The sequence below is a fragment of the Pseudomonas sp. BF-B-15 genome (assembly GCF_019946675.1).
Taxonomy (GTDB): Bacteria; Pseudomonadota; Gammaproteobacteria; order Pseudomonadales; family Pseudomonadaceae; genus Aquipseudomonas; species Aquipseudomonas migulae.
Window position 1 is genome coordinate 1 of record NZ_JAGYFZ010000096.1, and the last position, 22634, is coordinate 22634.

The 22634-nt window shown below is 60.7% G+C and carries 19 protein-coding genes; 8 read left to right on the forward strand and 11 right to left on the reverse strand.

Annotated elements, in window-relative coordinates:
- Nucleotides 1–26: 26 nt before the first annotated feature.
- The 7 genes from KGA97_RS23930 to KGA97_RS23960 all read right to left on the reverse strand — a co-directional run bounded on the left by KGA97_RS23930 (nucleotide 27) and on the right by KGA97_RS23960 (nucleotide 7052).
- The gene (locus KGA97_RS23930; RefSeq protein WP_192226787.1) at nucleotides 27–800 is read right to left on the reverse strand and encodes a DeoR/GlpR family DNA-binding transcription regulator; all 774 of its coding nucleotides are present in this window, start codon (nucleotides 798–800) and stop codon (nucleotides 27–29) included.
- Nucleotides 801–855: 55 nt separating this feature from the next.
- Nucleotides 856–1857: a 4-hydroxythreonine-4-phosphate dehydrogenase PdxA gene (gene pdxA / locus KGA97_RS23935; RefSeq protein ID WP_192227011.1), complete on the reverse strand. Its 1002-nt coding sequence runs from the start codon at nucleotides 1855–1857 to the stop codon at nucleotides 856–858.
- Between the two features lie 5 nt (nucleotides 1858–1862).
- A complete protein-coding gene (locus KGA97_RS23940; protein WP_223481635.1) occupies nucleotides 1863–3143 on the reverse strand; it encodes a four-carbon acid sugar kinase family protein in 1281 nt (426 codons plus the stop codon).
- On the reverse strand, nucleotides 3140–4153 hold the full coding sequence (locus tag KGA97_RS23945; protein WP_192226783.1) for a 2-keto-3-deoxygluconate permease: 1014 nt from the start codon (nucleotides 4151–4153) through the stop codon (nucleotides 3140–3142). Before KGA97_RS23945 ends, KGA97_RS23940 begins: the two co-directional genes overlap by 4 nt.
- Nucleotides 4154–4439: 286 nt before the next feature.
- Nucleotides 4440–5726 carry an OprD family porin gene (locus KGA97_RS23950; protein WP_008040100.1) on the reverse strand — a complete coding sequence of 429 codons (1287 nt, stop codon included), beginning with the start codon at nucleotides 5724–5726 and terminating at the stop codon, nucleotides 4440–4442.
- Between the two features lie 240 nt (nucleotides 5727–5966).
- Nucleotides 5967–6362: a nuclear transport factor 2 family protein gene (locus tag KGA97_RS23955; RefSeq protein WP_223481636.1), complete on the reverse strand. Its 396-nt coding sequence runs from the start codon at nucleotides 6360–6362 to the stop codon at nucleotides 5967–5969.
- Between the two features lie 18 nt (nucleotides 6363–6380).
- Nucleotides 6381–7052 (reverse strand): DsbA family protein, encoded by a 672-nt coding sequence (locus KGA97_RS23960; RefSeq protein WP_223481637.1) that lies wholly within the window; start codon nucleotides 7050–7052, stop codon nucleotides 6381–6383.
- Between the two features lie 258 nt (nucleotides 7053–7310).
- On the opposite strand from KGA97_RS23960, the gene KGA97_RS23965 reads away from it, so the two are divergent.
- Nucleotides 7311–9404, forward strand: coding sequence for a TonB-dependent receptor (locus tag KGA97_RS23965; protein WP_223481638.1), 2094 nt, complete (start codon nucleotides 7311–7313; stop codon nucleotides 9402–9404).
- 209 nt (nucleotides 9405–9613) lie between these two features.
- Here the strand turns inward: KGA97_RS23965 and KGA97_RS23970 are convergent, their stop codons facing one another.
- The 4 genes from KGA97_RS23970 to KGA97_RS23985 form a co-directional block, all read right to left on the reverse strand.
- Nucleotides 9614–9829 carry a hypothetical protein gene (locus tag KGA97_RS23970; protein WP_008040104.1) on the reverse strand — a complete coding sequence of 72 codons (216 nt, stop codon included), beginning with the start codon at nucleotides 9827–9829 and terminating at the stop codon, nucleotides 9614–9616.
- A 245-nt stretch (nucleotides 9830–10074) separates the two neighbouring features.
- Nucleotides 10075–11181: an agmatine deiminase gene (gene aguA, locus KGA97_RS23975; RefSeq protein ID WP_192226771.1), complete on the reverse strand. Its 1107-nt coding sequence runs from the start codon at nucleotides 11179–11181 to the stop codon at nucleotides 10075–10077.
- 4 nt (nucleotides 11182–11185) lie between these two features.
- On the reverse strand, nucleotides 11186–12064 hold the full coding sequence (gene aguB, locus KGA97_RS23980; protein ID WP_223434907.1) for an N-carbamoylputrescine amidase: 879 nt from the start codon (nucleotides 12062–12064) through the stop codon (nucleotides 11186–11188).
- A gap of 288 nt (nucleotides 12065–12352) precedes the next feature.
- A complete protein-coding gene (locus KGA97_RS23985) occupies nucleotides 12353–15265 on the reverse strand; it encodes an aminotransferase (RefSeq protein WP_223481639.1) in 2913 nt (970 codons plus the stop codon).
- Nucleotides 15266–15442: 177 nt separating this feature from the next.
- Between KGA97_RS23985 and rfbB the strand changes: the two genes are divergently transcribed.
- From rfbB to KGA97_RS24020, 7 genes are read left to right on the forward strand one after another with little or no spacing between them, the layout of a single operon-like run.
- On the forward strand, nucleotides 15443–16525 hold the full coding sequence (rfbB, locus tag KGA97_RS23990; RefSeq protein ID WP_223481640.1) for a dTDP-glucose 4,6-dehydratase: 1083 nt from the start codon (nucleotides 15443–15445) through the stop codon (nucleotides 16523–16525).
- On the forward strand, nucleotides 16522–17394 hold the full coding sequence (gene rfbA / locus KGA97_RS23995) for a glucose-1-phosphate thymidylyltransferase RfbA (protein ID WP_008040111.1): 873 nt from the start codon (nucleotides 16522–16524) through the stop codon (nucleotides 17392–17394). The genes rfbB and rfbA overlap by 4 nt, the downstream gene beginning before the upstream one ends.
- Nucleotides 17394–17939 carry a dTDP-4-dehydrorhamnose 3,5-epimerase gene (gene rfbC / locus KGA97_RS24000; protein ID WP_008040112.1) on the forward strand — a complete coding sequence of 182 codons (546 nt, stop codon included), beginning with the start codon at nucleotides 17394–17396 and terminating at the stop codon, nucleotides 17937–17939. Before rfbA ends, rfbC begins: the two co-directional genes overlap by 1 nt.
- Before the next feature lie 8 nt (nucleotides 17940–17947).
- Nucleotides 17948–18817 (forward strand): dTDP-4-dehydrorhamnose reductase, encoded by an 870-nt coding sequence (gene rfbD / locus KGA97_RS24005; protein WP_223481643.1) that lies wholly within the window; start codon nucleotides 17948–17950, stop codon nucleotides 18815–18817.
- Nucleotides 18818–18853: 36 nt separating this feature from the next.
- On the forward strand, nucleotides 18854–20662 hold the full coding sequence (locus KGA97_RS24010) for an ATP-binding protein (RefSeq protein WP_032832528.1): 1809 nt from the start codon (nucleotides 18854–18856) through the stop codon (nucleotides 20660–20662).
- Nucleotides 20659–22044, forward strand: coding sequence for a sigma-54-dependent transcriptional regulator (locus tag KGA97_RS24015; protein ID WP_223481641.1), 1386 nt, complete (start codon nucleotides 20659–20661; stop codon nucleotides 22042–22044). Before KGA97_RS24010 ends, KGA97_RS24015 begins: the two co-directional genes overlap by 4 nt.
- 40 nt (nucleotides 22045–22084) lie before the next feature.
- Nucleotides 22085–22540, forward strand: coding sequence for a thioesterase domain-containing protein (locus tag KGA97_RS24020; RefSeq protein WP_223481642.1), 456 nt, complete (start codon nucleotides 22085–22087; stop codon nucleotides 22538–22540).
- Nucleotides 22541–22634: the final 94 nt, after the last annotated feature.

Consider the following 22634-nt stretch of genomic DNA (forward strand, 5'->3'; position numbering starts at 1 on the left):
AGCCGGCTCCTACACGTTCGGGGGGTTTAATCGACGATTACGGTTTCGACGGTGATTTGCTTGAGGGCGTGAAACGGTGCGAGAGCAGCTTCATCGGCGGTAGCCCCGGTAATCAACCGCCACTCCCGCTCAATCGGCGTCCAGTGCTGTTGCCGCGCACGACCGAGTTTGTCGGTGTCGGCGAGTACCACAATCTGCGCCGCCCGTTTGATGATGCATTCCTTGAGATAGGCCTGCTGCGCGCTCGCTTCGCACAAGCCAAATTCCGCGACCACGCCGTCCGCGCCGAGGAAGGCTTTGTCGACGCTCAGTCGACTTAACGTCAACTCCGCCAACGGCCCCAACGTGCTCATGCTCGAACCGCGCAAGTCGCCACCGATCAAGGTCAGGCGAATGCCCGGCGCATTGGCCAGGGTCATCACTGCCAGCAGGTTGTTGGTGACCACGTGCACGTCTTGTCGCGAGCACAGGTGATGGGCCAGCGCGGCGCAGGTGGTGCCGCCGTCGAGCAGGACGGTGTCGCCGTCCTGGACATGCGCCGCCGCCGCTTGGGCGATGGCGTCTTTCTGTTCCCACTGACTGGTTTTGCGTTCTTCGAGGGAGGCTTCCGGTTCATGCACGCCGACCACGGCGGTGGCGCCGCCGTAGGTGCGCACCAGGTGCCGTTGTTTGGCGAGCATGGTCAGGTCGCGTCGCACCGTGGCTTCGGAAACGCCGAGGGCCGCGCTCAATTGCTCGACGTTGGCATCGCCGATGCGTACGAGGTCGAGGATGGCGCGGTGGCGTTCGGAGGCTTTCATGGCGGGTCTCGCACGGTGGACGGTGGTCGATCTTACACGACAGCGCCCCTGCGACTCATCCCCGTCGCGTAGCCAGTTCCGCGCCCTGGCGCAGCGCTTCGAGCAGGCTGCGCTCATCGGCGATGCCTTTACCGGCGATGTCGAATGCGGTGCCGTGGTCGACCGAGGTGCGGATCACGTCGAGGCCGACGGTGACGTTCACGCCTGCCTCCAGGCCGAGCACTTTGACCGGGCCGTGACCCTGGTCGTGATACATCGCGACCACCAGATCGAAGTCGCCGCGTCCGGCGCGGAAGAACAGGGTGTCGGCCGGCAGCGGGCCGGTGACATCGAGGCCGCGTTCCTGCAACAGCTTCACCGCAGGGATGATTTTTTCTTCCTCTTCGCCGTAACCGAACAGGCCGTTTTCACCGGCATGCGGGTTTATTCCGCACACGCCGATGCGCGGGCGGGCGATGCCGGCTTTGATCAATGTCGCGTTGCCACGCTCAATGGTGCGCTGAACCAGGCCCGGCTCGATCTTGCGGATCGCATCGATGATGCCGATGTGCGTCGTGACGTGAATTACCCGCAGCTGCGGTGCCACCAGCATCATGGAAACTTCATCGACGTTGGTCAGGTGCGCGAGCATTTCGGTGTGGCCGGGGTATTTGTGGCCGCCGGCGTGCAGCGCTTCCTTGTTCAGCGGCGCGGTGCAGATCGCGTCAATCTGATTGGCCTGCGCCAGTTCGACGGCACGGGCGATGTATTGGTAAGCGGCGTCACCGGCGATGGGCGAGAGTTCGCCAAATGGCAGGTCGTCGGGGATCAGGTCGAGGTCGATGCAGTCGATCACGCCGGTCTCGTAGCGTGCCTCGGAAGCGTCCTTGATGCGGCGAATTTTGGCGCTGCCGCCGACGATCACATTGGCTTGTTCGAGACGGCGCGCATCGCCAATCACCAGCGGTCGGCATTGTTGATAGACGATGTCGTGAGTCAGGCTCTTGACCACGATTTCCGGACCGACACCCGAGGCGTCGCCCATGGTGATGCCGATGATAGGGAGGTAATTGCTCATAGTGTTCATTCGAGTCCTTGGATTCGTGTGCGTTGGGGCGAGGAGCGATCGGCGCTGTCGCTCAGGTGTTGCCATGCTGCATACAAAGCGTGATCGGTGCCGAACGCGCCGGCCTTGGTCACGATGCCGGGACGATGGCCTTGCCGGGAAACAGTCGGGCGGGCGAAGGCAACGCCGGCCTCGATTTCGGTGATGAGTTGCAGGCTGTCGATGCCGACGGTGGTCAATATGGCCCGCGCCGTTTCGCCGCCGGTGGCGATCAGGCCGCCGACCTTGGCGAAGTGCGGTTCGACCAGCACGGCCAACATGCTTGAAAGTTGTGCGCCCTCTTGCGGATCGAACGCATCATCGCGACCGATGCGCAGCAGCAGGTCGCTCCAGCCATCGAGTTGCTCGCCAATGCGCGCCTGCCAGGTTGCCCAATCTTCATGGGCGACGCCCTGGCGAAGGACCTCAGGCGGGACGACCAATTCGCTGACACCGCCGCGCTCCTTGAGCAGCGCGCATTGCCGCTCGCAGACGCCGGAAAGGCTGCCGACGAGGATCAGAATCGGCGCCTGGTTTTTTTCCTGCGCCGTCGGTTCGATGGCCGTGAACCGCGTTTCTGAGAAATCCGGAAGGCTAGCGATTTCCCGCGCCAGGCCTCCCGAACCGATCCAGAACAGCGGCTGATCCATCGACGCAGTCAGGCGAGCGAGGGTCAGCAGATCGTCTTCGATTTGTGCATCGACGATCAGCGCTTGCGTGCCGCTGCGGGCGACTTGGGTGATGTGCTGCGCGAGCGCATTTTCGTTGCCGCGCAAAGTGTCGAGGTCCAGCTTCGCGGTACTCAGGCCGGCGGCGATGAGCATCGCTTCTACGTCAGCTGGGCGATCAGCGTTTTCGAGCTTCCAGGTATCGGTGGTTTCCAGCGGTTGACCGTTCACGAAGACCCGACCGCCGCGCAACGTGCGCCCCGTAGCAGGGAATGCCGGGGCGACGATCGCCAGGCCGGCCAAGGGTTGCAGGGCAGCGACTTCCGCTGCCCAGTTACCGCGCAGGGTCGAATCGATTTTCTTGTACAACCGCTGCCCAGGCTGATGCAGCGCCTTGAACGCGGCAACGGTGCGCTCGGCAGCCTGCGCCGCAGAGAGGCGGCGAGTGTCCGTATCAGCAGCGATCACCTGAGCATCGGCCGAGTCGTTCAGCGGATCGAGCGTGACCACCGTTTGCAGCCCCACACTCGCGAAACCAATGGCGCAATCCGCCGCGCCGGACAGATCATCGGCGATGATCAGAATCCTCATCGCAACGCCTCCTGCTTTTGAGGTTCGATCTCCTGCTCAGAGACGACGACAGGGTTGCGCTTTTGTACGCGCTTGGCGACGGCGGCAGTGAGTATCGGCGCAAGAATCGCGGTGACCACCACGCAGGCGGCTACCAATATGGTCGCGCTCTTGGCCGCTTCGGCGTACACCGGATTAGCCGCCGCGATCAGCGCAGGAACGGCTGCGGCGTTCCCGGCGGTGGTAGCCGCAGCGACACCCGCGACGCCCGTGCCACCGGTCAAACGATCAGCGAAGAACAGTGGAATACCGGTCAACACAACGACGGCGACACCCATGCCGAGACCCAGCAAACCGGCCTGCCAGACGTTGTGCAGATCCAGACTTGCGCCCAGCGCCAAAGCGAAAAACGGGATCATCACCGGAACGGCCTTGGCCAGGAAGTCGCGCATGTCGCGGTCGAGATTGCCCAGCAACATGCCCAGCGCCAGCGGCAGGATACTGCCCACCAGCGTCGGCCACGGGAACGCCGACAGGCCGGCGATGCCGAGGGTGACCATGGTCAGAAACGGGCCGGACTCCAGGGACATGACCGAGTAGGCACCGACATCTTCGGAGCGACCGTACTGCCCCATCAGCGCCATGTACAAACCGCCGTTGGTGTCGTTCATCGCGGCGACCACCGCCAACGTCGAGATGCCGGCGAACAGGCCTGACGAAATCGGCTGCTCGCCCAGGAAATGCCCGAGCACGATACCGATGAGCACGGCGATGCCGACTTTGGTAATCAGCAGCGTGCCGCCCTTCTTCAGCAGGTAAGGCGTGGCCTTGATGTTGATGCTCGCGCCCATGCACACATAGAACACCGCGAGGATAGGCAACGCTCCGGTGAACAGCGCGTTGGTGAAGGAGCCGAAAAACTTGGGCGTATCAGGCATGAAGGTGGCGACCAGCGAACCGATCAGCAGGGGCACGATCATCATGCCGCCCGGAATGCGTTCTATGGTGCGCTTGATAGGAAATTGGGCCACGAGGGTCTCCTTTTATAATTGTGGGGTAAGACGTGTTTCACCTCGAAACTGACTGAACCGATCACAAGAGTGATTGATTCAGTCAAAATAATCTTATGCCACCCTTACAAATTGCGCAAATCAATCATTCTGGATGCTCGTTTTGATCATTTTGCGTCAGTAGTCGTTGAGCACCTGACGCACTTGCCGCGACCTAGAGCCTCGCGCCGCCCACAAAAAAGCCCCGAACCAGTCGGGGCTTCTTCGTTCTCAGCCTCTAATCAGGCCTCGATACGGCAACCGATCATCAGAAAATGTTGATCGGGTAGTCGACGAACACACGGACTTCGTTGCCGCTGACGTTGTACTCACTCGACTTCTGCGAAACACGCAGGATCGAGCTGCGCAGTTTCACGCTCAGGTCTTTGGCCGGGCCGCTTTGCACGACGTACTTGAACTGGTTGAAGATTTCGCGCTCGGTACCGCCTTCGCTGGTGGAGGTGGTGATGTTGTCGCCGCGCACGTAAGCCACGTTGTAGCTCAGGCCCGGAACGCCGAACGTGCTGAAGTCCAGACCGTAGCCGACCTGCCAGCTGCGCTCGTCTTCAGCGTTGAAGTCGGACCAGTAGGAGTTCGCCAGGTAGATGGTGTTGCCACCGTCACCGACGCGACCTTGATCCTTCTGATAGCCGCCGTAGGCGTAGCCCAGGTTGCTGTCGCCGGTGCTGCGCTGGTGAGCGACGGTGAACGAGTGCGGGCCGGTGGCGAAGGTAGCTGCCAGGCTCCAGATTTTGTTGTCATCGCCGGTTGCACCGCTTTCGCGGACGTAGGAATCGTCCAGCTTGGTGCGGTAGCCGTTGAAGTCGAGGGTCAGGGACTGATCCTTGTCGATCGGGAACACGTAGTTGGCGTTCACGTATTGCTTCTTCAACACGTCTTCAACGTCAGACGCGTACACCGCAGCCTTGAACTGCTCGGTGAACTGGTAGCTACCGCCCAATACGTTGATCGACTTCAGGCCACCGCTGTCACGGCCTTCCGCGCTTTTGCGCGATTCGGCGGTGAAGCGACCGGCGTTCAGTTCCAGGCCTTTGATCTCCTTGGAGGTGATCAGCGTGCCGGTATAGCTTTCCGGCAGCAGGCGCACGTTGTCGTAGCTCAACACCGGCAGGGCCGGCATCTGGTCACCGTAAGTCAGCGTGGTGCTGGAGAGACGGAATTTGACCGCAGCGCCGCCCTTCGACAGGTCGTCAGCCGCGTTGCCGCTGTCGCCCTTCTTGAAGAAGTCGATGCCTTGCGCGCCGGTGCGACCCTTGCCGCCATCCAGACGCAGTGCGTACAGACCGAACGCATCCACACCCACACCGACGGTGCCTTGGGTGAAACCGGACGAGAACGTGCCGATGGCCGCTTGGCCCCACTCGGCTTTGTCCTCACGACTGTCTTTGTAGTCACGATTGATGTACGCATTGCGCAGCAGCACTTTGAGGCTGCTGTCTTCAACAAAACCCTTGGATTCGGCCTGGTCGTTAGCCATGGCCTGTGTCGCACTCAACATCCCCAGAGCGATCAGGCTGATTCGCTTATTCAACATTTTGTTCTTTTCCTTATTTCGGGTTGATACGCGCTGTGTCGAACGGCTGAAACGGCGCTATCGCACTCTTTTTTCACCCGAAAACAAAAAGGCCCGCCCACGATAAATCGCGGAGCGGGCCTTTTTATTTTTTTGAGTCATGGCGGTTAGCCACAGGCGTTGGGGCGAATCCTATCCGCGCCCTTAACCATGTGTCAATTTCATGAATCGTCTGTGATTAGGTGAAAATCGTCTAAGAAATTACTTGTCTACGATTGCCAGCTGCACGGTGTGGCTGTCGACGAATTGTTCGAAATGGGTAACTTTGCCATTGGCGATGGTCCACAAATGGGCGACGCGAGCATTCATCGAGCGGCCGGTGGCTTTGTAGACTCCGCTGTAATTGCCGTAGGCAAACACCTTGTCTCCCTGTGCGACGTAGTCCTCGATCTTCAGCTGAAAACCTTCCCATTCGGTGGCCAGACGCTTGAAGACGTTCTCGACGATGGCGTCAAAACCAACGTAGGTGCCGGCGTAGGGAAAGCCTGCGGCTTCGGTCCAGCGAATGTCATCGGCCAGGGCTGCGGCGGTGTTTCGCGCATTTTCCTGGGAGTTGGCGCCTTCGTAGGTGCTTTTGATCAGGCTCAGGTTATCCATGAGAGGCTCCGGGAGAATTCAGTGGGCACAGCCGGTGAGGCCACAGGCTTGAAACTCGGATGTCGCGGCGTCTGCGGGAAGCGATTGACTCAGCCATGCCGCGAAGGCTTGCGGCTTGCCCAGCCACGGGCTGATGTCGATCAACGTGAACTGGCCATCCTGCTCCAGGGCGAAGGTCGGGAAACCATGGCCGCCGACGTTGGCCAACAAGGCGCGACTGGCTTTGATGTGGCCATCGGTATCGGCGTTTTCAAACGCTGACAGGAAGGCTTCGGCTTCCAGACCGATGTCGCTGGCGAGTTCGATCAACACGGCTTCATCGGCGATACGCCGCCCTTCCACGTAATGCGCGCTCTGCAAACGGCCTAACAACTCCAGCCCACGGCCAGCGATCTGCTGCGCCGCGAGCACGGCGGCAATCGGCGGAGCGGAGTCGAACACCGCCGTTTCGTCACGCAGCAACCCTTCGAAATACGCTTCGCCGAATGGCTGACCGGTGTACTCGGCGATGCGCCGGTCGTGGGGCATCACGTAGTCACGCAAACGTGGCGAGACCCTCTGGCGGTTGGCGCCAGTCATCATGCCGCCGCCATGGGCAATCACCGGCAGAACGGCCTGAGCGGCTTGCACCAATGGTTTTGCGCCGTAGCACCAGCCGCACAACGGGTCGTAAATGTAGTGAAGGATCATGGGAAGGCTCCGGCGATAAGGTAGGAAAAATCGATGCCGGCAGGTTAGCCCCGCGACGGTTTCTGAAAAACGCCGGAATGGCTTTCAGTCTGTTTCATGAATCGGTCGAATGCTGAAAATCCTTTCTGTAACAACTACGACACAAATTGAAACAATCAAACAAAGGAACTTCTCAGGAATAATTCACGGAAGTAAATAGCAAGCATTACCATTCGCACCCTTCACGATACTACCCAAAATCCTACGGATGCGTCCTTAATGCCTGCCCCATTTCGTCTTACGCCCTTCAGTCTTGGGCTCTCTGCCTTGCTATCTGCCGGTTTTTCCTACGCCGCGCCTACAACCCTGCCGGCTACTTCGATCAGCGCCGAAGCAGAGGCTGACGATCCACGTGTGAAAGAAACCAGCACAGCGACCCGCACGGCCACGCCGGTACGCTACGTGCCACAAGCCATCGACTCGATAAAAACCTCGAACGTCGTCGATTACGGGACCAACGATCTGGGCACGGCGCTGAGCGGAATGCCCAACGTCAGCAGCGGCGCCGACACCCGTTTCGACAGCTTGCGCATTCGCGGTTTCGACGCCAGCAACGACTTTTACCTGGACGGTATTCGGGACGACAGCCAATACGTGCGCGACCTGCACAACATCGAGCGCATCGAAGTCCTCAAGGGGCCGGCGGCGGTGTTGTACGGCCGTGGCAGCCAGGGCGGGATCGTCAACCGGGTCAGCAAGTTGCCGGAATTCGGCCGCCGTTCGACCATCGAAGCCCAGGGTGGCAGCAACGATTTGCGCAGCCTTTACGCGGACCTGAGCACTGACCCCAGCGAGAACATCAGCCTGCGTCTGAACATGGGCAACATGGATCAGAACAGTTTCCGCGATGGCGTCAGCGGCAATCGCCAGTTGTTCGCGCCGTCGATGAGCTGGCAACTGACACCGGACCTGAACTGGTTGGTGCAGTACGAATACAGCCGCTACAACCGTACGCCGGATCGCGGAATTCCCGGTGTCAACGGACGCCCGGCCGATGTCGGACGGGATACGACCTACGGCAGCGATAACGATTTCATCGATGACAAGTCGCAATCCCTGCGCTCGAAACTCAGCTATGACATCAACGAGAACTGGCAACTGCGTCAGACCTTGGGCGTGTTCAAGCTCAACAGCGATTTCGACAACACCTACCTGATCGGCTACACCCCGGCGACCAACTTGGTCACGCGCCAGCACTGGCAGCAGGACCTGAATACCCGCAACGTGTTTAACAACGTTGAGCTGGAGGGCGGTTTCGATACCTTTGGCCTTGAGCATCGATTGCTGACCGGCATCGAAATCGGCAGCCAGCGCCGCGACCCGATCCTGTACACCGCCGCCACAACCGGCCCCGGCAGTCGGCCCGTTCCGGCGCTGAACCTGAACAGCCCTAATCGCAATTTGCGTCACACCGGACGCATGCAGGTATCCAGCGACAACCACACCGAAGTCGAAAGCCGTGCGGTGTACGTGCAGGATCAACTGCGCCTGAACGATGAATGGCAACTGTTGGGCGGTCTGCGCTATGACACCTTCGACATCGAATCGACCAACAACCTGCGGGACATTTCCGAGGACCGCGACAGCCACAGCACCAGCCCACGTGTAGGACTGGTCTGGACGCCACTGCAGAATCACTCCTTCTATGCGTCATGGACCAAGACCTTTTCCCCGGTGGGCGGTGGCTTGATCGGCATCACGCCTGGCGCTGCCGGCAACACCAACGACCTGAGCCCCGAGCTGACCAAGCAGAAGGAAATCGGCGTGAAGAGCGACTGGCTCGATGATCGCCTGAGCACCACGCTGGCGATCTACGAACTGGAGCTTTACAACCGTCGCACCAGCGATCCGCTCAACCCGACCATTACCTTGCTTACCGGTAAGCAACGTTCCCGCGGGATCGAGCTGACCGGCACCGGCAAGATTGTCGGCAACTGGTACGTGCGCGGTGGCGTGGGCGTGCAGGACGCGACGGTCGAGAAGGACAACAACGGCTTTGAAGGCAAGCGCATCAGCAACGTGGCCAAGCACAACGGCAGCCTGTTCCTGACCTGGAAACCGGAAATGGGCTGGTACGCCGAAACCGGTTTGACCCTGGTGGGCCAGCGCTACGCCGACAACCTCAACACCACCGTACTGCCGGGTTATGGCCGTTGGGATGCGTTGGCCGGGTTCCGTCAGAAGGATTGGGATTTGCGCGCGGCGCTGAACAACATCAGCGACAAAACCTATTACTCGTCGGCCACCAGCGCGGCGCAGATTCAACCGGGTGAACCGCGCAGCGTGGTGGTGACCGGGACTTACAGCTTCTAAACACCAAAGATCCAGACTTCACACTACCTCCCTGTAGGAGCTGGCTTGCCAGCGATGAGGCCATAACATTCAACATTGATGCTGGATGAAAAACCGCCATCGCTGGCAAGCCAGCTCCTACAGGGGTCTGCGTAACTCCCACAAAACCATCGCCCATAAAAAAGCGCCGCCCTCCCGGCAGCGCTTTTATCAATCCGTTGTTTTTCTTCTTATCCTTCCATCACATCCCACAACGCTTCCAGTTCCGCTTCGCTGAATAAACCAGCGGGGTAACGCTCGATCATCATCCGGCGCGGATCAGGTTCCCTGATCTGACGCGTTCCATTGGACTTCAACCAGTGCGCCAGAATCTGGAGCGAATCGCTGTTCTTTACTGCCAGGGGATGCAATGCCCGCTCGCTCACCACATTCATTTCGGCGTTCATTTCCGCGCTCTCTCCTGGTTTGTGAGCGGCTAACTTATCCAAGGTTTATGACAGAACATCGAAGTCCTCCCCCTCCCTGTCTACACCTGGTGAGATACAAGAGCTGTGCCAATGTGTCTGGATGGTCGACGAGCGGATACAAAAAAAGCCCGCAGTCCTGACGGGCTGCGGGCTTTCTGCGAGGCGTACGGGGAAAACGTTTGCCTGAGCGATTTAGCAATCAACTCAAGCTGTTACAACCCCACTCACTCCTTGTGCGGCGCGGGCTGTTGTTGGGTAAGGCAGTGGATGTTACCGCCTCCCAGTAACAGTTCGCGGCCCGGCACCATCACCACTTCGTGTTGCGGGAACAGGCTCTGCAAAATCTCTTTGGCCGGACCATCCAGTGGGTCGTCGAAACTTGGCGCGATGATGCCGCCGTTGACGATGAGAAAGTTCACGTAGGAACCGGCCAGACGCACGGTCGGATTGCGCTCCTGAGTTCCGTCCACCGGGTCGACACCGGCGCACTCTTCTTCGGTCGCATACAGCGGCCCGGGAATCGGCATCTTGTGCACCTTGAATGGGCGACCCTTGGCGTCGGTGCTGCTTTCCAGCACCTTCATCGCCGCCTGGCAGCGCGGGTAATTCGGGTCTTGCGGGTCGTCGGTCCAGGCCAGCAACACTTCGCCCGGTCGCACGTAGCAGCAGAAATTATCCACATGGCCGTCGGTTTCGTCGTTGAACAAACCGTCCGGCAGCCAGATGATTTTATCCACAGCCAGATTCGCGCTGAGCATCGCTTCAATTTCCGCGCGGTTCATGTGCGGGTTGCGATTGCGGTTGAGCAGGCATTCTTCAGTGGTGATCAGCGTGCCTTCGCCATCCACGTGAATCGAACCGCCCTCGAGCACAAAACCCTCGGTGCGATAACGCGGGCTGCGCTCGATCTCGAGGATCTTGCCGCCGACCTGCGAGTCGCGGTTCCACGGCGAATACAACCCACCGTCAAAACCGCCCCACGAATTGAAATCCCAGTTCACGCCACGGACTTCACCACTGTTATTGATGACGAATGTCGGACCGGTGTCGCGGACCCAGGCGTCGTCGCTGGACATCTCGACCACACGAATATTCGGCACATCGAGACGCGCCCGAGCGTTTTCGTATTGACCGGCGGACACCGCCACGGTCACCGGTTCGAAACGCGCAATGGCCTTGGCCACCGCCACGTGTGCGGCTTGCGCCGGTTTGCCGCCCAGGCGCCAGTTGTCCGGACGCTCTGGCCAGATCATCCAGGTTTGGGTTTGCGCCGCCCACTCGGCGGGCATGTAGAAGCCGTCGGCGCGCGGGGTGCTGTTTAAAGTGGTCATGCGGTCAGGACTCCAGGGAACCGTCGAGGGTTTTGAGCGCATTGTATAGGTTCGGGCGGCGATCACGGAACGAGCCCCATGCGCTGCGGATGTGCTCCAGTTCGTCGAGGTCGAAGCGATGAACCAATACGCCTTCTTCGGTTTTATTGAGTTCCTGAACCTTCTCGCCGAACTGGTTGGCGATGAACGACGAGCCGTAGAAGGTGATGTCGTACCCGTCCTGCTCCTCATTGCCGATACGATTACTGGCGATCAGCGGCATCAGGTTGGCACCGGCATGGCCCTGTTGCACACGCTGCCAATGATCGCGGGACGAGATGGTCTTGTCGTGCGGCTCGCTGCCGATGGCCGTCGGGTAGAACAGAATTTCCGCACCCAGCAACGCCATGCTGCGCGCGCATTCCGGGAACCACTGATCCCAGCAGATGCCTACGCCGATTTTCGCGTAGCGGGTGTTCCAGACTTTGAAGCCGGTATCGCCCGGGTTGAAGTAATACTTTTCGTGATAGCCAGGGCCGTCTGGGATGTGGCTTTTACGATAAATCCCGAGGTTGGAGCCGTCGGCATCGATGATCGCAATGCTGTTGAAACGTGCGCGACCGGCCAGTTCGTAGAAGCTGATCGGCAGCACTACTTGCAGTTCTTTGGCGACTTTCTGGAAATGCTTGATGGCGACGTTGTCTTCAACCGTCGTGGCCAGTTGCAGGTAATCCGGGTTCGGCTTCTGGCAGAAGTACGGTGCCTCGAACAGTTCCTGGATCAGGATGATCTGCGCGCCTTTGGCCGCAGCCTCACGGACCAGCCTTTCAGCGGTTTCGAGGTTGGCTTCAAGGTCCCAGGAACAGGCCATCTGGGTGGCGGCGACGGTAACGATACGGCTCATGAATCATCTCCGGGCAAGTGCTGTGGGTCGAGTTTGGCATCGACCGATGACAGAAAGGGAAGCGCCGGACGTGAAGAGACACGCCGCGGCAATGGCGACTTTATAGCCGATAAAAATCGGCTTTAAAAGCGATTAATCTTCCTTCTGTCGAAAACAACAGCACTAAAACCCGATAACAATCGGACTTAGTCACCCCCGCCACCTGTAGGAGCTGGCTTGCCAGCGATGGCGTCTTATCATTCAACATTTACGTCGACTGACCTGCCGCTATCGCCGGCAAGCCGGCTCCTACAGGTTTTCGTCAAGCACCTTCGCCAGCATGTCGACAAAGAAATCCACACTCTGGCGCGACGTAACCATCGGCGGTTTGATCTTGAGGACGTTCAAGTAATCACCGGTCGGCTGCATGAAAATCCCCAGCTCCCGCAACCGGTCACACAGCGCCGTCGTCTCCTCGGTCGCCGGTTCCAGGGTCTCGCGGTTGCGGATCAACTCCACGCCCAGATAAAAACCGGAACCGTGCACCGCGCCTACCAATGGATGACTGTCGATCAGCGCCTCAAGACGCTCCTTGAAATACCCGCCCACGACCTGGGCGTTTTCCCAGAGTTTTTCCTCCTCCATCACATCCAGAACGGCCATGCCGATCTGGCAACTGACCGGGCTGCCCCCCGCCGACGAGAAGAAGTAGCCCTCGGCCTCCAGCGCTTCGGCGATTTCCCGACGGGTGATCACCGCGCCCAGCGGTTGGCCGTTACCCATGCCTTTAGCCATGGTGATGATGTCCGGCACCACGCCCTGCTCTTCGAAGCCCCAGAAGAAATGGCCCATGCGGCCGTAACCCACCTGCACTTCGTCGGCGATGCACACGCCGCCCTGCGCACGAACCATTGCATAGACCTGTTTCAGGTAACCCGGCGGCAGCGAAATACCACCGGCATTGCCATACACCGGCTCGCAGATGAAACCGGCCAGCGGGCGTTGCTGCGCCGCGATTTTCGCCAGGTTGTGTTCGACGCTGCGCACATAATCCGGCGCACTGTCCGGGCCACGGAATTCGCCGCGATAGGTGTTCGGCGCGGTTACCGGGTGCACCCAGTCGGGACGGCTGCTCAAGGCCTTGGGGTTGTCGGCGATCGAGGTCGAGACCGCGTCCGCGCCCACGGTCCAGCCGTGATACGCCTCCAGCACGCTGATGATGTCGCGGCCGCCGCTGTAGGCCCACGCCAGGCGGATCGCCAAGTCGTTGGCCTCGCTGCCGCTGTTGACCAGGAACACCCGGTCCATGCCCTCCGGCGACAGTTTCAGCAAGCGCTCGGAAAACTCGGCAACCGCTGCGTAGTTGAACCGCGAGTTGGTGTTGAGCAGCGACCACTGACGACTGGCGACCGCGGCCATGCGCGGGTGACCATGGCCAAGCACCGCGACGTTGTTGAGCATGTCGAGATAGGAGCGACCCTGCATGTCGATCAAGTGATTGCGCCAGCCGCGCTCGATGCGCGGCGGGTCGACGTAATAGTGCTTCTGGGTCCGGGCGAAACTGGCGTCGCGGCGCGCCAGCAAAGTCTGCGAATCAAGCTCTGCCTCGGCATCGCACGCCAGCCCCAGCAACGCCGCCGGTGACGGGCACAACGCTTGCCAGGCCGCCGCGCGCGAAGGCGTGCAAAACAACGGCGCATCGAGCGCCGCGCCTCGGCACAACTGCACCCGCAACGGGCCGCTGACCGAACCCAATACCTGGCCTTTGACCAGTGCTGCACCCGTGTGCAGCGACGGTGTCACGCCCCACAACCGCACGCTCAACTGTGGGCCGTCCAGTTGCAGCACACCCGGCGCCGGTTGATGAACAACCCCGGCAAACGGCGATTCGACCGCAGTGCCGTGAGGCACCCGCAACTCGACATGCAATGGGCAGGTGTCTGGCTCCGACGCACTGTCCGGGCGGGTGCGGGACAAACGGTATTGTCCATAACGGCTCGCTGCCAAGCCGTGGGCCGCAGCCGCTTCGCTCAACAGACGCTGATCGATCCCCTCCTGCTCCCAGTTACCGGCCTCGAAATGCGGGCTCAATACGCCCAGATCGATCAAGGCAAACTCACGCCCGACCAGGCTCGGCAGCAGCGGTGCGAAGCCTTCGCTGCCGATGTCCGGCAGGCTGTGACCCACCGAGGTGAGGATCGCCGCTTCCATCAACGCCAACGGCACCGACGTGGCCACGCGGAAAATCTCCCACTCATGGGTCAGGTTGTCGCGACTGTAGGCATTACCCGGGTCGATGCTGACCTGCTGCTCGCCGCTGAGCACCAGCACCGCCGCCCGCGCAACGATCAATGGCCACAGCGCCAGCAGCTCTTCGTGTTGCAACGGATTGACCGCGTGATAAGCCTGAACCGCCGGCAAAATGTAGAACGGATCGCCACCGGCATGGTGCAGCAGCGCCGCGCAGGTCACCGACAGGTCGGTAATGCGCCACGTGCGGACCAGATCGCCAAAATCGATCACGCCCTGCAATTGCCACTGGCGTTGCGCATCGCGCTGCCAGACCGCGTTGTCGTCGGTGATGTCCATGTGAATGGCTTGTACCGGCAACTTGTTCACCAGCGGCTGCAAATGCCGCTCGGCCTGTTCGGCCACTTCGGCGATCAACGCGCGTTGTCGGTCATCTGCAATCACCGGCAGCAAATGCGCGATCAACGCATTCGCGTGGCGGGCGTCCCACTGAAGGGTGCGCTCAAGGCCCGCATGATCGAAAGCGGCCAGCGCCAGGTCCATTTCGCCGCAGAGTCGGCCGAAACCGGCCACCACGGATCCGGGCAGATGATCGAGATGTGTAAGCGACTGGCCCTCGATGTATTCGAGCAGGCGTACGTGCACCGCTTGCCCGTCGATTTCCAGTGACAGCAGGTCGGCGCCGCTTTGCGCGGCAATCACTCGCGGCACCGGCACACCGGAGTGTTCGGCCAGATGCTTGAGCCCGGCATGCTGGGCTTGCAGCTCCAGCACCGAATAGTCGCCCCGGCAGATTTTCAGGACGAAACGCCCATGCTTACTGTCAACGCGGAAGTTCAGGTCTTGCTGGCTGCCGAGCGCCTGCAGCTTTGCGCTCAGCCCGTAATGCCCCTCGAGCAGCTCAAGCGCTTGCTCCGCAGACACTTGCGGGCTGGGCAAACTGGCGCGATGAATCAACGTGGCGAGCGGCATACAACAACCCCTGAAATTTTATTAGGCGCTTATATCGCCACCGCATCGGTCGATAATCAACCCCCTGTTTACGCCACAAAACCCAAATTGCAGACACAACCCTCTTGCACCACCACTCTCCTGCCGACAAGCTATGATCTTCGCTATATCGTCTGACGGAAAAAAAGGCTGGCCCACATGCGTATTCTTATCACCGGCGGCGCCGGTTTCATCGGCTCTGCCCTGGTTCGCCAGCTGATTCGGCACACCGAGCATGAAGTGCTCAACCTGGACAAACTGACCTATGCGGGCAATCTCGAATCGCTGACCAGCATTGCCACCGACACTCGCTACGAGTTCGTGCAGGCCGATATTGTCGACCAAGCCACCGTGAGCGCCGTACTGACACGTTTCCAGCCACACGCCATCATGCACCTGGCGGCTGAGTCCCATGTCGACCGCTCCATCGATGGGCCTTCGGACTTCATTCAAACCAATATCGTCGGCACCTACAGCTTGCTGGAAGCCACTCGCGCCTATTGGCACACGCTGGCCGAGCCGGAAAAAAGCGCCTTCCGCTTCCACCATATCTCCACCGATGAAGTCTACGGCGACCTGCACAGTGTCGATGATCTGTTCACCGAAACGACTTCGTACGCGCCAAGCTCGCCGTACTCCGCCAGCAAAGCGGCCTCGGACCACCTCGTCCGCGCGTGGCAGCGCACCTACGGGCTGCCGGTATTGCTGACCAACTGCTCGAACAACTATGGCCCGTTCCACTTCCCCGAAAAATTGATTCCGCTGGTGATTCTCAACGCGCTGGCCGGCAAACCGCTGCCGGTCTACGGAAACGGCCTGCAGATCCGCGACTGGCTGTTCGTCGAGGATCACGCACGAGCGTTGCTCAAAGTAGTCACCGAAGGTGTCGTCGGCGAGACGTACAACATTGGCGGACACAACGAACAGACGAACATCGACGTGGTGCGCAGCATCTGTGCCCTGCTCGAAGAACTTGCCCCGGTCAAACCAGCCGGTGTTACCCGATATGCCGACTTGATCACCTTCGTCCAGGACCGCCCCGGGCACGATCTGCGTTACGCGATCGATGCCGGCAAAATCGAGCGCGACCTGGGTTGGGTGCCGGAAGAAACCTTCGAAACCGGTCTGCGCAAAACCGTTCAGTGGTATCTGGAAAACCTGGAATGGTGCCGCCGCGTTCAAGATGGCAGTTATCAGGGTGAACGACTAGGCTCCACCGATATCAAGGAGTTACTCGCATGATGAAAGGAATTGTGTTGGCTGGAGGGTCGGGCACGCGCCTGCACCCGATCACGCTAGGCGTTTCCAAACAGCTGTTGCCGATCTACGACAAGCCGATGATCTACTACCCGATCTCGGTGTTGATGCTGGCTGGCATCAAGGAAATCCTGGTGATTTCCACCCCGCAGGATCTGCCGCAGTACCGCAACCTGCTGGGTGACGGCAGTCAGTTCGGCGTCCATTTCAGCTACGCCGAACAGCCTACGCCGGATGGCCTGGCCCAGGCGTTTCTGATTGGTGAGGAATTCATCGGCGACGACCCGGTGTGCCTGATCCTCGGTGACAACATCTTCCACGGTCAGCACTTCGGTGGCCAGTTGCAAAGAGCGGCGCAGCAAACCAGCGGCGCGACGGTATTCGGCTATTGGGTCAAGGACCCGGAGCGCTTTGGCGTGATCGACTTCGACGCAGAAGGCCGCGCCATCTCGATCGAAGAAAAACCGCTCAAGCCAAAGTCCAGCTATGCGGTCACCGGGCTGTATTTCTACGATAATGACGTTATCCGCATTGCCAAGGCCGTCAAACCGTCACCGCGCGGCGAGCTGGAAATCACCGATGTTAACAACGCCTATCTGCAACGCGGCAAACTTCAGGTCGAGCGCTTTACCCGCGGTTTCGCCTGGCTCGACACCGGCACTCACGACAGCCTGCTTGAAGCGTCGCAATACGTGCAAACCATCGAGCACCGCCAGGGACTGAAAGTGGCCTGTCTCGAAGAAATTGCCTACATGAATGGCTGGATCGATCGCGAGCACTTGCTTGAGCGAGCGAAGTATTTCGGCAAGACCGGTTATGGCCAGTATCTCTATACGATTGCCGGAGAAGCGTAATGAAAGTCACCCCCACCCAGTTACCAGGTGTGCTGATTATCGAGCCGAAGGTCTTTGGTGACGAACGTGGGTTTTTCTATGAAAGCTTCAATGTCCGTGAGTTTGAAAACGCCACCGGCCTCAAGAAAGCGTTCGTTCAAGACAACCACTCGCGTTCGCGAAAAGGCGTGCTGCGTGGCATGCACTATCAGGTGCAACACACCCAGGGCAAGCTGGTTCGGGTGACTGCGGGGGAAGTACTCGATGTGGCCCTTGATGTCCGCCGCAGTTCGCCAAACTTCGGACGCTGGGCCAGTGTGCGTTTGTCCGCACAGAACAATCGTCAGTTGTGGATACCGGAAGGCTTCGCCCATGGCTTCCTGGTACTCAGCGAGTACGCCGAGTTTCTCTACAAAACCACCGACTATTACGACCCGGCGTCAGATCGCTGCATTCGCTGGGACGATCCGACACTGGCCATCGACTGGGAACTGGAAGAAGCGCCTCAACTGTCAGAAAAGGACCAACACGGTAAAAGCTGGCAGGAATCTGAACTGCTTCCATGAAAATCCCTTTGCGAATTCTCATCATTGGCCAGCACGGCCAGGTCGCCCGCGAACTGCAGCGCCGCTTGAGCGCGGCTGATGAACTCATGGTGCTGGGGCGCGATCAACTCGATCTGGCTCAACCGGAGCAGATTCGTCAGCAGGTCCGGCGCGTTCGTCCCGACCTGATCATTAACGCCGCCGCTCACACGGCGGTCGATCGGGCAGAAAGCGAACCTGAGCTGGCGTTCGCCATCAACGCGACGGGCCCGGGAATTCTGGCCGAAGAAGCACTGGCGCTGGGCATCCCGCTGATTCACTACTCCACCGATTATGTGTTCGACGGCAGCAAGGGCGAGCCTTACAACGAAGCCGACGCGCCCAAGCCGCTGGGGGTCTACGGCCAGAGCAAACTGGCTGGCGAACAAGCCATCACGGCGGTGGGGGGCATGCATCTGATTCTGCGGACCAGTTGGGTCTACTCGGCCAGTGGCAGCAATTTCCTGCTGACGATGCAGCGTCTGCTGCAAGAAAAACCCGAGTTGCGCATCGTTGCCGATCAGATCGGCGCGCCCACCTGGGCCGGCACGATCGCCAACAGCACCCTCGCCCTGATCGAGCGCTGGCAGGCCGGTGAGCGGGGCGCCTGGGGCACTTATCACCTGACCGCTCAAGGTGAAACCTCATGGTTCGGTTTCGCCCAGGCCATTGGTGAAGCGCTGCGCAAACAGGGCAAGCCTTGCGCGCACCTGTTGCCCATCCCTTCCAGCGATTACCCGACGCCTGCCGCCCGACCGTTGAACTCGCGCCTCGATTGCAGTCGCCTGCTCCGCGAATGGGGCGTCAGTCAGCCAGACTGGCAAACCGCGCTGCGCGAGTGTCTTGCCGGGCAAGCCTAGGCATAATGCGCCTGTACCCTCAGGCGCCTGATGCTCATGACTCCAACCCTCCCCCGCAGACCCCGTTGGCGTAGCCTCGCCCTGCTGGCGCTGTGCCTGGCGCCGTTGCTGTGGCCGCTGGAGCATCTGGCCGAGCGTTATTACCGCAGCGAACTGGCCGGGCAGAACCGGCAGACCCTCGACTTGTACGTCGCCAACCTGCTGGGCACCCTGCACCGTTATGAAGTGCTGCCGCAGATCCTCGGCGACCTGCCGGCCCTGCGCGCCACGCTCGGGGCCCCCGACGACGGTGTGACCCAAGGCAATGCCAACCGCCTGCTGAAGAACATCAGCGCGCAGACCGGTGCCGAAGTCATGTACCTGATGGACACCACCGGCAAGACCCTTGCGGCGTCCAACTGGGACAAACACGACAGCTTCGTCGGCCGGAATTTTTCGTTCCGCCCCTACTTCAGCGAAGCCATGGCCGGGCGTCTCGGGCGGTTTTTCGGGCTGGGCACCACCTCGGCCAAACGCGGTTACTTCTTTGCGGCGGCCGTGCGTGACGGCGAAAAAATCCTCGGCGTGCTGGTGGTCAAGGTCGACCTGGACCACACCGAAAGCCTTTGGGGTAAAACTCCGGAACAACTGCTGGTCACCGACCACAACGGCGTGGTCATCCTCACCTCGCGGCCAGAGTGGCGATTCCGCGCGACCCGGCCACTGGGCGAGGGTGAGCGCGAGGCAATCACCGCGATTCAACCCTATCCGACCCGCGACCCGAAACCGTTGAATCTCAATCCTGACGCCTGGCTGACCCAGACCCGGCAGATCGACGAAACCGGCTGGAGCGTCAGCATTCTTGCACCGCGCACTTTGATTGATCGCCCGGTGCGCACGGTGGTCGCCATCGGCGGCGCGACGCTGCTGGTGTTGATGCTGCTGCTCGGCCTGATGATGCAACGGCGCCGTCACTACCTCGAACGGATCGCCTTCGAAGCCAAGGCCCGGCGCGAACTGGAAGGCCGGGTCGCTGAACGAACCAGCGACCTCGAAGGCCTGAACCGCCGACTGAAACAGGAAGTGCTGGAGCGCGAACACGCCCAGCAGGAACTGGTACGCGCCCAGGATGACCTGGTGCAGGCCGGCAAGTTGTCGGCGCTCGGGACCATGTCGGCAAGCATCAGCCATGAACTGAATCAACCGCTGGCCGCCATCCGCAGCTACGCGGAAAACGCCGAAGTGCTGCTCGATCATCAGCGCACCGACGATGCGCGCGGCAACCTCAAACTGATCAGCGAACTGACCGGCCGCATGGCTTCGATCATCGCGCACCTGCGCGCCTTTGCCCGGCGTGATCGCCACGCGCCGGAAAGCGTCGCGCTGCAACCGGCGCTCGACGACGCGCTGGCGCTGTTGGCCAAGCGTCGGCGGAGCATGGAAGTCGAGCTGATCCGCGATTTGCCCGCCGCCACGCTGTGGGTCGAGGCCGGGGAAACCCGTCTGCGCCAGGTGCTCGGCAACCTGCTGGCCAACGCACTGGACGCGCTGACGGAAAAAGGCCCGCCGCGTAAACTCTGGTTGAGTGCCCAATCCACCGCCGACGGCGTCAATCTGTACATTCGCGACAACGGCCCCGGCTTTTGCATGGAGGCTCTTGGCCGCGCCAGCGAGCCCTTCTACACCACCAAGACCCGTACGCAGGGGCTCGGTCTGGGGCTGGCGATTTGCGAAACCCTGATGCGCGCCTTCGGCGGTGAACTGTCGTTCGCCAACCACAAGGAAGGCGGCGCCCTGATTACCCTGAAACTGCGCGCAGGCGCACCGGGCGTGAGCCTGCAACCGTCCGAGGACCGAAGTGCATGACCATCGACAACCGCATCCAGGTCGTGCTGATCGACGATGATCCCCATCTGCGCCAGGCCCTGAGCCAGACGCTGGATCTGGCCGGCCTGAAAATCCTGCCGCTCGCCGAAGCCAAGGGCTTGGCCGGGCAATTGGAGCGCGACTGGCCAGGCGTGGTGGTCAGCGATATCCGCATGCCCGGCATGGACGGTCTCGAACTGCTGACCGAACTGCACGCCCAGGACCCGGAGCTGCCGGTGCTGCTGATCACCGGTCACGGCGATGTACCGCTGGCGGTGCAAGCCATGCGCGCTGGCGCTTACGACTTTCTGGAAAAACCCTTCGCCAGCGACGCCTTGCTCGACAGCGTGCGCCGCGCGTTGGCCCTGCGCCGACTGGTGCTGGACAACCGCAGCTTGCGTCTGGCCCTCAGCGACCGCAATGAATTGAGCACAAGACTGGTCGGGCAATCGGCACCAATGCTGCGTCTGCGCGAGCAGATCGGCGCACTGGCGGCGACCAAGGCCGATGTACTGATTCTCGGCGAAACCGGCGCCGGCAAAGAAGTCGTGGCGCGGGCGCTGCACGATTTGTCGAACCGGCGTAACGGCCCGTTCGTGGCGATCAACGCCGGGGCTCTGGCCGAATCCGTGGTGGAAAGCGAGTTGTTCGGTCACGAGCCGGGCGCATTTACCGGTGCGCAGAAGCGCCGTATCGGCAAGTTCGAATTCGCCAGCGGCGGCACGGTTTTCCTCGATGAAATCGAAAGCATGAGCCTGGACGTGCAGGTGAAATTGCTGCGCTTGCTGCAAGAACGTGTAGTCGAGCGTCTGGGCGGCAATCAGTTGATCCCGCTGGACATCCGCATCATCGCCGCGACCAAGGAAGACCTGCGCCAGGCCGCCGATCAGGGCCGCTTCCGCGCCGACTTGTATTACCGCCTGAACGTCGCCCCGCTGCGCATTCCGCCGCTGCGCGAACGCGGTGAAGATGCGCTGATGCTGTTCCAGCACTTCGCCGATGAAGCCAGTGCTCGCCATGGCTTGCCGCCCCACGAACTGCAACCGGGGCAACGGGCGCTGCTGCTTCGTCACACCTGGCCGGGCAACGTGCGGGAATTGCAAAACGCCGCCGAGCGTTTTGCCCTGGGCCTGGAACTGGCGCTGGACAACAACGCGCCGGAAGGCACGGCGGGCACTACGGTTGAAGCGGTCAGCGGCGGCTTGAGCGAGCAGGTGGAAAACTTCGAGAAATCGCTGATTGCCGCCGAACTGGCGCGCTCTCACAGCTCGGTGCGCAGTCTCGCCGAAGCCCTCGGCATTCCGCGCAAAACCTTGCACGACAAACTGCGCAAGCACGGACTGAATTTCGCCGACCACCACCCGAGCGACGAACTCGATTGATCGACCGTCAAACCGTCCTCTTCAAACAAAAGGCCCCGTCATGAACCGCGACAGTCGTCACCTGGAATCAGTCCTCCACCGCGACATTCCCCTGACGCAAGCCATGGGCATCAAAGTGCTCGACTGGCACGACCAGCAACTGCGCCTGCACTTGCCGCTGGAAGCCAACGTCAATCACAAGAGCACCATGTTCGGCGGCAGCCTGTACTGCGGCGCGGTACTGGCGGGTTGGGGCTGGCTGCATTTGCGTTTGCGCGAAGAAGGGATTGAAGACGGGCACATCGTGATTCACGAAGGGCAAATCAGCTATCCGCTGCCAGTGACCATGGACGCGATCGCGATTTGCCAGGCGCCGAGTGCGGCGGTGTGGAAGAAGTTTCTGGCGATGTATCAGCGCTATGGAAGAGCGCGGTTGACGTTGCATTCGCGGATTGTGAATGCCAATAGCGATGATGACGCCGTGAGGTTTGCCGGGCAGTACGTCCTGCATCGGTAAATCTCAGCGGCTGATCGTTCCCACACTCTGCGTGGGACGATCTCATCTTTGTAGGAGCCGGCTTGCTGGCGATCCAATCAACGCGGTGTATCTG